This is a genomic window from Rhodococcus sp. 06-1460-1B, from assembly GCF_002258475.1.
Lineage (GTDB): Bacteria > Actinomycetota > Actinomycetes > Mycobacteriales > Mycobacteriaceae > Rhodococcoides > Rhodococcoides fascians.
Genome location: NZ_NOYS01000015.1, coordinates 1 through 12,495, shown reverse-complemented (window position 1 = coordinate 12,495; position 12,495 = coordinate 1). Strand labels below are relative to the sequence as shown.

Here is a 12,495-nt window from a genome sequence, read left to right as displayed (position 1 = left end):
ATCCTCTCCGGCGGAGAGGGTGCGGCCATCAGCGCTTCGCAGTCGTCAGGGCTGCGTTTCCGGTACGAGATCAGCTCTCACAGTGACGGTGTGCGCTGCGACGGAGAATTGGAACTCCCCTCGTTCACCGCTCCGGTGATGGTGTCGGGCGTGAGGTCGAGTCGCCGAAGCAGCTGCGCGTTCGCGGCGACGATGATCGTCGACAGCGACATCAGGATCGCGCCGATCGACATGGGCAGCACGAACCCGACCGGCGCGAGCACTCCTGCCGCGAGCGGAACTGAGATGAGGTTGTATCCCGCTGCCCACCAGAGGTTTTGCTTCATCTTCCGGTACGAGGCGCGCGAGAGTTCGATCACCGACAACACCGACCTCGGATCGTCGCTGGCGAGGATCACCCCTGCCGACGCGATAGCGACGTCGGTGCCGGCCCCGATCGCGATACCGACATCGGCCTGTGCCAACGCTGGGGCGTCGTTGACTCCGTCGCCGACCATCGCCACCGTGCGTCCTTCACTCTGCAGTTCAGCGACGTTGTGGGACTTGTCTTCCGGTTTCACCCCGGCGAAGTAGCGGTCCACACCGAGTTCGGTCGCGACGGACTTCGCGACGGCATCGGCATCACCGGTGATCATCACCACCGCGACTCCGCGGGCGTGGAGCGCGTCGATTGCCGTGCGTGATTCGGGCCGGATCTCATCGGCGAGCGCAAGGGCACCGATCACGGCACCGTCGGCGAGGACGTGCAGGATGATCGCCCCGTCGCCCCGCCACCGGTCGGCGACAGCAAGTTCGGATCCGTGTTCCTGCTCGAGCAGCGCGGGCCCGCCGACCTGCACGCGGGTGCCGTCGACGTCCGCAGAGACCCCGACGGCGGGAGACGACTGGAAGTCTGCTGCAGCCGGGACGGTCAGGTTCCGCGCGCGTGCGGCCGCAACGATGGCCCGTGCGAGTGGGTGCTCTGAGTCGGCTTCTGCGGCAGCAGCCAAAGCGAGGACATTGTCGGCGGTGCGCCCGTTCGTCACCTCGATTGCGGTGACGGTGGGTTCACCCTTGGTGAGGGTCCCGGTCTTGTCGAAGAGCACGGTGTCCACCGTGCGCATGGTTTCGAGTGCGAGCCGGTCCTTGACCAGAACCCCGCCGCGGGCGGCACGTTCGGTGGCGATGGAGACCACCAGCGGGATCGCGAGTCCGAGTGCGTGCGGGCAGGCGATGACCAACACGGTGATGGTGCGGATGACGGCGTCGTCGGGCATCCCGAATAGCGTCCACACCAACGCGGTGATGATCGCAGATCCGAGAGCGAACCAGAACAGCCAGCCGGCGGCGGTGTCGGCGATGCGCTGGGCCCGCGAGGTCGAGTTCTGGGCGTCGGCGACCAGGCGGCCGATGCCGGCGAGGGCGGTGTCCTCCCCTACTGCGGTGACCTTGATGCGGAGACCGGAGTCGGTGGCGACAGTGCCGGCGACGACTTGGTCGCCGTCGCTGCGGCGGACGGTGCGTGATTCGCCGGTGATCATCGATTCGTCCATGCTCGCCGATCCGGAGACGATGGTGCCGTCGGCCGGTACGCGGCCACCGGGGCGCACGACGACGACATCACCGAGCTGCAGCTCGGACGGGGGCACCGGCACCACATCGTCGCCGTCGACGCGTTCGGCGGTGTCCGGAAGCAGCGCCGCCAACGAGTCCAGAGCGGAGGTGGTCTGCGCGAGGGATCGCATTTCGATCCAGTGCCCGAGCAGCATGATCACGATCAGCAGGGCCAGTTCCCACCAGAAGTCGAGCTGATGATCGAGCAGGCCGAGGCTTGCTCCCATCGACGCGACGAATGCGACGGTGATCGCGAGGGCGATGAGCAGCATCATTCCCGGTGCACGTGAACGGATTTCGCTGACTGCTCCGGAGAGGAACGGGGAACCGCCCCAGGCATACATCACCGTTCCGAGCACCGGGGAGACCCAGGCGATCCACGATGAGTCGGGCAGTGAGTATCCGAGGAGCATCGCGAACATGTTCGAGGCAACGATCACCGGAAGGGCGAGGACCAGCATGATCCAGAACAGACGACGGAACATGCCGACGTGGTCCCCATGACCGGCGTGGCCACCGTGACCGGTATGGCCTTCGTGACCTGTATGGCCTTCGTGTTCCTTCTCGCCATGGCCGGAGTGGGCTGCGCTGTGTTCGGATGCATCGTGGCCCGGCAGCGTGCCCGCTGTCTCGGCTCCGCCAGCGTCGGCATGTGTGTGGTTGTTCATCGCGGGAAATCCTTCTCTCCACCAGGTTCAGCGGTTACGCGGTGCGCGAATCTTTGGGTTGCGGTTCGACTGTGTATCCAGCCTCGCGGACAGCTGCGATGACACCGGCGTGGTCGGGCACGTCAGCACTTGTCACCGTCAGAGTTCCCGCAGCTGCAAATGCCTCGACCGTGTCGACTCCTGCAACGGTGCTTACTTCCTCCCGGACTGCCGCTTCGCAGTGACCGCAGGTCATGCCCGTGACTTTGTAAACCGTGGTGATCATGTCGCGCTCCTCTGGCTGCTTAGATACCCCCTGGGGGTATCTCGATGACATGTCGACCATACCCCCTCCCCGTATGTTTCGGAAGGCCGTTGGCTGCGTCGAGTGGCTTACGAACCTGCGGCGAAGACCAGTCCGTTGGCCGAACTTCGGATCGAGTCATGGTGCGGTGGGGTCTACGTCGAATCGGCCTGGGTGCGCAGTCCTGACATAGCGGACCGCAGTGGTGGTGCCGATACCGAACACGGTCATCAGGGCAACTGGGTCGCCACTGTGGGCGGCCTCGTCGAGGATGCGATCGACACGCAGTTCGCGGGCGGTGATGCCGAGGTCACGGAATGGCCGGGTGATGTAGTGGCGACTGCCCGGCAGCGCGGTAGGCGCAGTTATCCGGGTGATCAGCAAGTACGGATTCGTGCTGGTCGGCCACCGCAGCTGACGGTAGATCAGCCAGTCGCGGAGCACCTCAGCGGTGAACTCGTCCAACCAGAACGTGTGGCGGGTGTGCGTACGGGTGACGGTTGCTCGTCCTGCCGAACGGTCGAGATGGTCGAGTCGGAAGCCGATGACCTCTTCGATCGTCAGCGCGTGGACCGCGACGAGCGCCAGAATCACCCGGTCATCGGGCCTGCTCAGCTGATCCAACAGCCCATGCACGCGGTCGGACGGCAACGGTCTGAGGATCCTGCGGCTGTACCGACCAGCGACCTCTCGGGCAGGGTCGGCGAAGATGCGACGTTCGCGTTTGAGTCCGCGGAAGAGCGACCTCAGGGCCGTGTGCACGTTGTGTCTCGACTGCCCTGAGTGACGGCTCAGCGCGCGCTCGATGTCGACAGTTTCGACAGATCGCAGGCTTTGGTGTGTCTCAGCCCATTCATGCAAGACCGGTTGCGCGAAATTGAGATAGAGGGCAATGGTCACTTCCGTCAGCGGTCTGGACTTACGTCGACCGCGGCCGCCCAACGCAGTGACCCACGCCTGCACGTCGTCGCGGAACTGCGCGGGTGTTTGCTCGATCATCCGTATGGTGCGCTCGGTGTGCCGGGCGGCATTGCTTGCCGCCACCCCATCGGCAGGGTTTCGTTCCGACATCAGTTGGGAGGTGGGACGCGGCGGGCTCCGCGCTTCCTGGTCCCGGTAGCGGGTGCGGCCGGGCCCGACCGATCACCGATTGCGCGTGCTGGAGCTGCGTCGAGATCCACGCTGTGAACAGCTTCCGCCAGCATCAGATCACTGACAGTGCAGTTCAACGCCGCACAGATCTTGTCCAGGTCATCGAGACGGATCGTGACCGGCGCCGAAGACCACAGGGCCGCAGTCTTGCTCAGTGACGGGTGGAAGTCGACCTGCTCGAATGCTTTGAGTAGCTGCGTCGGACGCCAGATGTCGCGTTGCGCCGCGACCATGCGCAGGTTCCATTTCATCTTCTAATTCTCCGTACTCAAGCGCCGCACGGCGCGTTGTGTCGACTCGATGACAGACCGTTCCGGGTCGGCTCCGGCCGACGCCAAATAGCCCACAGTGGTGCTCGCCCATTCGTGGCCGAGCATCTTCTGCACATCCCACAAGGGCATGCCTTGTTGGTAGTTGTGGGTGGCGCAGGCGTGACGCAGCAGATGGGGGTAGAGCTCCCGCACCGGGCCGTTCAGATGAAGGTGCGACGCAGCTTTGAGATTGCGGCGGAAAGTCGAGGGCTGAATCGCGGGTGCAACGGCGAGGTTGAGCGCCGCGACGGCGGTCGGCAAGCGTTCCGATGGCCACAACGGTGCGCCCGCGTCGGTCGGGTCGTCGCTGAACTCGCCCCGGATCTGTTCGAGATACCACCACAGCAGCTCTCTCCCCTCTTCGAAGAGAAACGCTTGCCGTTCGCGTGGACCTGATCCGCGAGCGCCCTTACCCACGACGACGAAGCGGCCCCACTGTCCCGCTTCCCAATGAATGTCGCCGATCCTCACCGCACACAGCTCCGACGCGCGCGCACCGGACAGGTACGCAATCTTCGCCATGGTGTAGTCGCGCGCGCTCACGTGGTACTTGCGTGAGCGCGGCAGGGCCTCTCTCCACTCGGCGAAGAACGCTGTCATCGCTCGTCGAGTGGGAGGAATCCGCAGCGCGAAATCACCCCTGTGTCTCGGCCGGTTGAACGGGTCGACCGGCGACTCGACACCGACACCGACACCGAACGCTCGGAGCAGCTCACCGGCGTAGCGGTGCTCGAGGAATCGGTAGTAGTTGTCGATCTGAACTGTCTTCTTGCGGATGGTTGCGTGACTGCGCTTACCGGGACCGGCAAAGTACTGATCGAACTGCTTCTGGGTCAATCGCCATGGCACACAATCGAAGTAATCGCATATCTCGATCACGGGATACATGATTCTCTGCAACGTCGCCGGGCTCAGACCCGCCACATCTCTGGCCCATCCGTATTCGACCAGCGTGTTACGGAAGAAGTCGTGTTCGTCGTCCCCTGACGCCGACGCCAGCCGCTGCAGCGATTCGACGTCCGCAAGTTCCCCACTGCCGACCCGCGCGGCACTCGATGCGCCGTCGGCAGCGATACGTCGCTGCCGACGAGTAGCGAAATCTGACACGAACAGTGAACTTATGCGAGGAACTCGCAGAATCTACGAGTAACTGATGAAATTTGAGCGACCACGGAATGAAGAAGAATCGTTGCTCTGACCAGGGAACCTGGGCTTACACCGGTTCCTGGCAGCCGATCGAACCCGTGCGGACTCCAGTGGCCAACGCGGAGTCAGCGTTGTCGACGGCGCATCGCGGGTGAAGCTGTTCTCGCGCAACGGAAACGACATCTCCCCCTCGTTCCCGGACGTGGCGGCGGCGTTGTCGGACACGACGGCGGGTCGATCGGTGACCCTGGACGGAGAGTTGGTGGCACTGGATTCGGGCGGTCGGCCCGATTTCGGGCTGCTGCAACGCCGAATGCATGTCGCGCGGCCGTCGGCGGCGTTGCTGCGGTCGACCCCGGTGACGAATTTCGTGTTCGATGTCCTCGACGTCGACGGCGAATCGGTCCGGACGCTGCCTTACACGCAGCGCCGTGCGCTGCTCGAGGGTCTCGGAGTGGCCGACGGGCGGCGGGTACAGGTGCCGCCGAATATGACGGGAATCGACGGGGAGACGTTGATGGGCATTGCCGCCGACAACGGTATCGAGGGGGTCGTGGCGAAGAAAGCGGAGTCGGTGTACCGATCGGGGATCCGGTCGCCGTCGTGGGTCAAGGTTCCGATCCGGAACACACGCGAAGGCGTGATCTGCGGATGGGTTCCGACGGGCGGCCGCGCCGGTGGGACACTGGCGGCTCTGCTCCTCGGAGCGTACGACGAGGCGGGTGAGTTGGTCTACATCGGCCGTGTCGGAACGGGTTTCACCGATCGGATGCGCCGCGAACTGCGGAGCACACTCATCGAGCGCACCCGTACCGGCAGTGCGCTGCACGGTCCGATTCCCCGCACCGACGCAGTCGGAGTGTCCTGGGTGACACCGGAATTGGTGGCGACCGTGGAATACCGCGAACAGTCGACAACGGGACGTTTACGGCATCCCGCATTCAAAGGAATCCGATCCGACATCGCACCCCATGATGTCGTGACATGAAAGGGTGCAGCTCATCGCCACATTCGTTGGTTACGCTGGCCGGTGACCGAGTCCCTGACATTGAGTGTGATCGAAAGGTTTTCCGGCTGTGGCCAAACGAGTGACAACCCAATTGGTGGACGATATCGACGGGTCGGTCATCGACGACGATTCCGGCGAGACCATCGAATTCGCGGTCAACGGTGTCGAGTACGTGATCGACCTGAGAGCGAAGAACGCCAACGAGTTTCACAGGAAGCTCGACTACTACATCGAGCATTCCACTCGGGTCGGTGGCCGCAAGCGTAAGCCCTCCCCCGCCGGCGCGACGACGCCAGCGAAGACCGGGACATCGGCCTCGCGTGATCCGGCGCAGACCCGCGCGATCCGGCAGTGGGCATTCGACGAGGGCTACGAGCTCAGCAGTCGTGGCCGCATCCCGGCCGACATCGAAGAGGCGTACAACGCCGCACACTGACGGGCGGTGAGCCGCCTGCGCGTCGTGAGCACTCCGGTGGTGGGCGTCGAGCGGGGGAGCTCGAGGGCGGCGGCAGCCCCCTCGACCGGGCCGGGGACGCTTCCCCACCTGCGCTGTGGGGCCGATACTGTCCGGCGATGGACAGATATCGAAGTGCCGCCCTCGGCCTGTACGCGATCGCTGTTGTCGCTCGGCTCTTGACCTGGGGTGAGCTCAGCTCGTCCGAACGCAGCGACAGCGCGGTGACGCTGCTGCTCGTCGGAGCCGCAATAGCGGCGGTGCTCAGCCTCGGCAGTACCCGCACCGACCGCAACGACGAATGAGGGGTGGCGGGCACACGATGCCCGCCACCCCTCCTCTTTACTGATCGGCGGCGTTGTCCTCACTGGGCGCGGTGAGCGCGTCATACGCCTGCTCGGGGGTGAGCATTCCGGCTGCGGCCTGCTCGACCACGGTCAGCACGTGGCCGTGCTGGTCGAGGAAGCCCAGGTAGTTGTCCTGGTTGCCCCAGGACGTGCGACGCCACGAGTCGTTGCCCTTGCCGCTCACTCGTGCCTCGTAGGCGGCGAGGATCTGCGCGAGCAGGATCACCTGCGCGCGGGTCTCGCTGGGCGTCTTGTCGATCGTGGCGGCGAGCGCTCGCCGCGCGGCCTTGTCCGCGACACCGGGGTATCCGGCGCTGGGGCTCGTGTCGGCGGGCACGGTGACACCGAGCAGCTCCGTGAGGTACTGCGCCGCTTTGTTCTCGGTCAACAGTCCCGGCTCGTCGACGAGGGTTTCGGTGATCCACTTCCCTGCCCCTTTCGGCAGGGTCTTGCGGGTCAGGAACTTGCTCAGCCATTCCTTGCGGACGATCGCCGCGGCGGCGCTGGCCTTGTTCAGTGCGACGGTGCGCCGCCGAGTGGCCTTCTCGGCTTCCTTCTCCGCGAGCGCTGCCTGCGCTGCTTTCTTCTCGCGTGCCTTCCTCTCTGCTGCGGCCTGGTCGTCGGCCTCGTCAGGTTCACTCGACGCTGCGGCGAGGATCGGTCCCAGTTTCACACCGGCCGCGTCGGGGTCGGCAATGAAGTACTCCGGCACCCACACCTGGGCGACGGTGACGTCCTTGTGGTGGTGGTAGCCCTCGGCGGCGACGGCTTTCGGGGCTCCTTCGGTCGCCCAGTCGATCGACTCCGACTCGATCACCTCTCCAGTCGCGGTTAGGGTGATCTGCTCGTCGGCAGTCAGCCACACCGCCCAGTGCTCGGCAGCGGCGTCGATGACGGCCTCGGTGACCGGGTCTCCGTCTGCGGTCACCAAGTCCTCAGCAGCGACGTAGGGGCTGTCGTAGTCGGGTTCTTCCTCGAGGACGGTCATACCTTTCTCGGCATACGGGGTACCGGCTTCGGCGCGGGCCTTGCGTTCGGCGCGGTCCGCGATCAGCTCCTGTGCGACAGAGTGGAACCACGACCCGGCGTCGAGCAGCCTCTCGACGGCCTCGGTGTCGCCGTCGGCGTCGAACACCGCGACCACTGCCGCCTGCTCGAGGTCGAGCTGTCCGGCGTCAAGCGCCTCGCGAGCTGTCTGCGACCGGCCCGCTGTCCCTGCGGCTTTGGCGGTCTCCCGGTTGTCGTACTGCATCGTCTTGGCGATCTTGGTAGCTGACAGACCGAGCTCGAACATCGCGGTCACAGCTTTCGCGCGTTGACCGTCGGTGAGGTCGATACGGCGGTCGTTGGTGTTCACCTGCTGGGTGAGGCGTTCGATTTCGCGGTCCTTGGCCTTGCTCGCAGTCGACCGAATCAGCACCGGCACACTGTCGACCCCGGCTTCGAGAGCAGCCAGGGTGCGGACCTGCCCGTCGATGACCACGATGCGGTCGCCGTCGCGGCAGGCGAGGATCGGCAGGAGCACACCATGTTCGGTGATGGAGGCGACGACGGCGCGGAACTCGTCCGAGTCGGTGTCGACCTCGTCGCGGACGTTGGGGCCGACCTCGAGGGCGTTGGGGTGCAGGCGGGCGAACTCCTCGCCCGCCCCCACGACCGGCGTGGTGCCGGTCGTGGGGGCTTCGGTTGCGGCGGTGGCGGTTTCGATGCTTGCGGTCATGGTGGTGTCTCTCCCTGGTAGATTCTTCGGCTGGAGACACCGGGCAGCTAGGACCTGTCCGGTGTTTTCTTGTTTCCGGGCCTGTACGGGCCTGGGGGTTACTGCTGAGCGGTGGCTACCTGGTGGTGGCCTGCGAGCCGTGCGGCGTGGATTTCAGCCTCACTGGCTCCGTTTTCGCGGGCGGTGCATGCCCAGAACGCGGCCCGCTCGAGGTGCGCATCGACGGTGGTCGAGTTCGCGTCCGCTGCGGCTCGGTTGACCTGCTCGGTGTAGGCGGTGACCTGCGCGAGTGCATGGGTCTTGACCTGCTCCGGTACCTGACCGATCGCGGCCATGATCGCCGTGTGCAGTCCCACCGTCCTCGGTCCTGTGATGGTGTCGTGCATGTCGCTACTTCCCTTCTCAACTGGTGGCCGGACCTTGTTGCCCTGCCACGTTTTTTCGCCGTTTCTGGCGTGAGGAGAGAAACCAGCGCACGGGGACGACGGGGCAACCCCTCGTCTCGGACAGTTTTCGTGGGAGCGCAGCGACTGCTCTACGAAAAGTGTTCGGAGCCTTGGCCGTAGCGCAGCGGAGCGAGGGGTTGAGGCGGCGGGCACGGGTGATGGATGCTCGCCGGTAGCCAGAACCGGAGTGAAAAAACGTTTTTGCTCTTGTGAGTGCGGAGCGCAGCGGAGTTCATTTCGGGGGACACCGCAGGTGGCCGGCACCGCCGGCAGGCGGGATGCAGGACCGTTGGTCGACGCCGGCGGCGTGGCCACCTCCCACCAGCGGAAATCGGCAGGGTGACTGTGCGGGAGCGACGCAGGCCGGCCACGTTCGGTGTCGCGGTAGCGCGGATCTGTTGAGGGTGCGCCTGCTGCCCTGGGGTGGTTCGGTCGGTTTCCCCGATCGGGTGGGTGCAAGCGGTAACTGTCGCTTCTATCGGTCGGGTATCGAGGCGATGGGGTGAATCGAGTTGTGGTGTAACAGTTTCGAGGCTGTTTGGGTCCGTCGATTGGAGGACATCGCGGCAGTGTTGTGTGGGGTGATACTGCGATGGTTCGTTCTACTTTCCTCTCGAGAAAGTTGGTTGACCATGCGTTCTTTCACTTCCCGGGCGAAGGCTGCGGTGCGTCGTTCGGTTGTCGGTGTTGTTCTGTTCGTGGCGTTGGCGATGTCGGCGTTGGCGGTTGCGCCTGCGGCGAATGCGGCGTCGGGTGCTCATGTCGCGGTCGGCGCGAACGCGCGTAGTTGCGTGAGCTTGTCCTCGTGCCTGATGGGTCAAGTGGCCTACGACGGTTCGGGGTCGACGTATCAGGTCTCGGACATGTCGTGCTGGTGGGACGGAGCCTCGTACAACGGTTCGCCGCGGTGGTTCAAGGTCTATGTCCAGCTCACGAGCGGGTATGTGGGCTGGTTGTTCGTGCATTCGTCGTTCGTCGGGAATCAGCCCGGCGTTCCGAAGTGCGGGTCGGGCAGCGTCTGATCGACCCTTCTCTATTCGACTGCGCTGGTGAGTGCGTCCGGACGGTCCATTGCGGCGTTGTTCGCGCTGGTGGATCGTCCGGTGGCGTGGTGTAGCTGCGTCAGAGCGAGTGCGCGGGCAGTCATCTCGGCGATCTCGGCGGGTAGTGGTGGTCCGTCGATGGTTCGGATTCGCATGGACTCGAGTGTGGCATCGGGTACCGACAGATTGTGTTGCGCTGCAACGGGTTGAAGTCTGAACCGCACATGCTAGGGCGGCCTATCTGCGCTGTGGTCGGGGTGTGGCAGTGCGGAGCGCAGCGGAGTTCGATTCGGTGGGACACCCACGGGGCGGCCCGGCCCTACTCGCGGCGTTGCCTCGTCCCCAGGTAACGAACAAGGCCCGCACCCGGTGTCGGGGTGCGGGCCTTGTTGGTCTGCGTCTGGTGTCTGTGTCAGGTCAGCTCGGCGGGTGGGGTGGTCGGGCGCCCTTCGGCGGTATCACGGAGCCACTGGGGTACCTCGCGGCCGGTGCGTTCGCGGAGCGCGATCGAGGCGCGGGCTGCTGCGGCGGCGACTCGAGGACGCTCGGCGGGGCGGTCGGTGCGCTTTTCGGTGGTGGTCATCGTGGGTCCTCCTGCTCGTTCTGGTTGTCAGTGTCCTCGCTTTGGCCCTGGTCCGCCAGTGCGCGTCGGGCTGCAGCTCGGTCGGAGACCGCGACGAGGACGTCCTGTTCGGTTCGGGTGATCAGTGCGGAGTCGGTGACGGTGGCGTAGATGTCCCATCCGAGTTCGGCTTCGGTGTCGTTGTCGCTGGTGGTGCGTTCGAGGCACCAGGTGATCCGTTGCCAGGCTTGGGCGCGTTTGTCGGCCACGGTGCGTTGGCGGACGGTCAGGGCGACGCCGACGACGGCGAGGACGCCGACGATCAGGGTGACCCATGCTTGAGCGGGCATCAGGGGCGTTCCTTCCAGGTGGTGCGGGGTTGGTGGCCCCGGTGCCGTCTGGCACCGGGGCGGTGGGTTACCGGCGTGAGGTTCCGCGGACGATGTCGCCTTCGATGTAGGTGAATCCGTCTCCGCGGCCGTCACGGAGCGCGAAGTGGTAGTCCGCGTGGACCCAGACGGTATCGAAGTGTCCGGCGTCGGTGAGGGTGCCGAGTAGGTCGCGGTCGGCCCCGTTGGGGAAGAACGCGACTCCGGACGAGGGCGGGTAGTAGCGGTTGAGGGTGTCGATCAGCGATTCGACGCTCCGGCATTCTGCGGCCGCGTCGAGGGCCTTGTCGTAGATGGTCCAGTAGTCGTCGGTGTCGTTGGCGGTCATGACTTGTACTCCTCGGTCTGGTCGATCGGTGGTGGGCGTGGCGGGTCAGTAGTCCTCGTTCCAGTGCTCGCCTGCGTAGGTGGGGTCGAAGTCGGCGGGTGCGTGGGCCGGGTAGCGGCGTCGGAGGTCGTCTTCGAGGTCGAGGCGGTCTTGCCAGTGCTTGTCGCATCTGGGGTGCGCTACTCCGGTTCCGGACAGTGCGTCCCGGTATTCGACGTCGCCGGTGCAGTCGGGTCCGTCCGCGATGCAGGTAGCGGTGTCGGTGTTCGTGGTCTCGGTCATAAGTGTTGCTGCCCTTCGGAACTGGTGCCGGGTCGGTCTTGCGTCCTCCCCCACGTTTTTTCGCCGTTTCTGGCGTGAGGAGAGAAGTCAGCGCACGGGGCCGACGAGGCAACCCTTCGGCCGGACAGTTTTCGTGGGAGCGCAGCGAGCACGGGACGAAAAGTGTTCGGAGCCTTCGGTCGTAGCGCAGCGAAGCGAGGGGTTGAGGCGGCGGGCACGGGTGATGAATGCTCGCCGGTAGCCAGAACCGCTGTGAAAAAACGTCTCTGCTCTTTCGAGTGCGGAGCGCAGCGGAGCTCGATTCGGTGGACACCGCAGGTGGCCTGATCCGCCCGGCCGGAACTCTCGGCCGGCGAACCCTGCCCCGACCGGCTACGCGGCCTCCCCGGTCCCGGTGTCCTCGCCGTCGTCCGACTCGGCGGCGGCAGGGTCGACGGCGTCGGCCAGCTCGTGGACTGCGGTCAGTACCGCTTTCGCGGTGGCGGTGACCTGCTCGGGGTCTCCTGCGGCCCATCCTGCGATGTAGCCGACGCTGTAGGCGCTGGTGTCGAGTCCGAGCATCCCGGCCAGGACGTAGGCGACGGATTCGGCTTCGACCTCCATCCGGCCGCGGTGCAGGTCCTTTCGGGCTTCGGGGCCGATGAGGTCGGGTGCGTGCATGAGCGCGTGCGCTGCCTCGTGGATCATCGTTTTCGCGGCCGCTGCGGGTTCGAGGGCTGCGTCGACGACGATCCGGTGGGAGCCGTCGGTGGTGGTGTAGCC

17 protein-coding genes are annotated in these 12,495 nt (G+C 65.4%); 4 read left to right on the top strand and 13 right to left on the bottom strand.

Annotated features, from left to right (window positions below):
• Positions 1-77: 77 nt before the first annotated feature.
• The 5 genes from CH268_RS05795 to CH268_RS05775 all read right to left on the bottom strand — a co-directional run bounded on the left by CH268_RS05795 (position 78) and on the right by CH268_RS05775 (position 5,114).
• The gene (locus CH268_RS05795; protein ID WP_094662895.1) at positions 78-2,261 is read right to left on the bottom strand and encodes a heavy metal translocating P-type ATPase; all 2,184 of its coding nucleotides are present in this window, start codon (positions 2,259-2,261) and stop codon (positions 78-80) included.
• 34 nt (positions 2,262-2,295) lie between these two features.
• Positions 2,296-2,526: a heavy-metal-associated domain-containing protein gene (locus tag CH268_RS05790; protein WP_094662893.1), complete on the bottom strand. Its 231-nt coding sequence runs from the start codon at positions 2,524-2,526 to the stop codon at positions 2,296-2,298.
• A gap of 156 nt (positions 2,527-2,682) precedes the next feature.
• Complete coding sequence (locus CH268_RS05785) at positions 2,683-3,543, bottom strand: hypothetical protein (protein ID WP_141215088.1); 861 nt, start codon at positions 3,541-3,543, stop codon at positions 2,683-2,685.
• Between the two features lie 71 nt (positions 3,544-3,614).
• On the bottom strand, positions 3,615-3,947 hold the full coding sequence (locus tag CH268_RS05780) for a helix-turn-helix domain-containing protein (RefSeq protein ID WP_176457853.1): 333 nt from the start codon (positions 3,945-3,947) through the stop codon (positions 3,615-3,617).
• 3 nt (positions 3,948-3,950) lie between these two features.
• Positions 3,951-5,114, bottom strand: coding sequence for a tyrosine-type recombinase/integrase (locus CH268_RS05775; protein ID WP_217900897.1), 1,164 nt, complete (start codon positions 5,112-5,114; stop codon positions 3,951-3,953).
• Between the two features lie 100 nt (positions 5,115-5,214).
• Here CH268_RS05775 and CH268_RS05770 point away from each other — a divergent pair, with 100 nt between their 5' ends.
• The 3 genes from CH268_RS05770 (at position 5,215) to CH268_RS05760 (ending at position 6,921) form a co-directional block, all read left to right on the top strand.
• Positions 5,215-6,141, top strand: coding sequence for an ATP-dependent DNA ligase (locus CH268_RS05770; RefSeq protein ID WP_369597497.1), 927 nt, complete (start codon positions 5,215-5,217; stop codon positions 6,139-6,141).
• An 88-nt stretch (positions 6,142-6,229) separates the two neighbouring features.
• The gene (locus tag CH268_RS05765; RefSeq protein ID WP_094662889.1) at positions 6,230-6,598 is read left to right on the top strand and encodes a histone-like nucleoid-structuring protein Lsr2; all 369 of its coding nucleotides are present in this window, start codon (positions 6,230-6,232) and stop codon (positions 6,596-6,598) included.
• A gap of 137 nt (positions 6,599-6,735) precedes the next feature.
• Positions 6,736-6,921, top strand: coding sequence for a hypothetical protein (locus CH268_RS05760; RefSeq protein ID WP_094662887.1), 186 nt, complete (start codon positions 6,736-6,738; stop codon positions 6,919-6,921).
• A gap of 37 nt (positions 6,922-6,958) precedes the next feature.
• Here CH268_RS05760 and CH268_RS05755 read toward each other — a convergent pair whose 3' ends face one another.
• Together CH268_RS05755 and CH268_RS05750 are read right to left on the bottom strand one after the other, a co-directional pair.
• Positions 6,959-8,683, bottom strand: coding sequence for a ParB/RepB/Spo0J family partition protein (locus tag CH268_RS05755; RefSeq protein ID WP_094662885.1), 1,725 nt, complete (start codon positions 8,681-8,683; stop codon positions 6,959-6,961).
• 98 nt (positions 8,684-8,781) lie between these two features.
• Positions 8,782-9,069, bottom strand: coding sequence for a hypothetical protein (locus tag CH268_RS05750; protein WP_094662883.1), 288 nt, complete (start codon positions 9,067-9,069; stop codon positions 8,782-8,784).
• Positions 9,070-9,761: 692 nt separating this feature from the next.
• On the opposite strand from CH268_RS05750, the gene CH268_RS05745 reads away from it, so the two are divergent.
• Positions 9,762-10,151: a hypothetical protein gene (locus CH268_RS05745; protein ID WP_094662881.1), complete on the top strand. Its 390-nt coding sequence runs from the start codon at positions 9,762-9,764 to the stop codon at positions 10,149-10,151.
• Between the two features lie 11 nt (positions 10,152-10,162).
• Here CH268_RS05745 and CH268_RS27765 read toward each other — a convergent pair whose 3' ends face one another.
• From CH268_RS27765 to CH268_RS05720, 6 genes are all read right to left on the bottom strand, one after another.
• On the bottom strand, positions 10,163-10,327 hold the full coding sequence (locus tag CH268_RS27765; protein ID WP_176457852.1) for a hypothetical protein: 165 nt from the start codon (positions 10,325-10,327) through the stop codon (positions 10,163-10,165).
• A 257-nt stretch (positions 10,328-10,584) separates the two neighbouring features.
• Complete coding sequence (locus CH268_RS27760) at positions 10,585-10,755, bottom strand: hypothetical protein (protein WP_165839653.1); 171 nt, start codon at positions 10,753-10,755, stop codon at positions 10,585-10,587.
• On the bottom strand, positions 10,752-11,084 hold the full coding sequence (locus tag CH268_RS05735; protein ID WP_094662877.1) for a hypothetical protein: 333 nt from the start codon (positions 11,082-11,084) through the stop codon (positions 10,752-10,754). The genes CH268_RS27760 and CH268_RS05735 overlap by 4 nt, the downstream gene beginning before the upstream one ends.
• A 67-nt stretch (positions 11,085-11,151) precedes the next feature.
• A complete protein-coding gene (locus CH268_RS05730; protein WP_094662875.1) occupies positions 11,152-11,451 on the bottom strand; it encodes a hypothetical protein in 300 nt (99 codons plus the stop codon).
• Between the two features lie 45 nt (positions 11,452-11,496).
• Positions 11,497-11,733: a hypothetical protein gene (locus CH268_RS05725; RefSeq protein ID WP_094662873.1), complete on the bottom strand. Its 237-nt coding sequence runs from the start codon at positions 11,731-11,733 to the stop codon at positions 11,497-11,499.
• Positions 11,734-12,105: 372 nt separating this feature from the next.
• Positions 12,106-12,495 (bottom strand): ImmA/IrrE family metallo-endopeptidase (locus tag CH268_RS05720; RefSeq protein ID WP_141215087.1); only part of this gene is annotated, 390 nt, incomplete at its 5' end.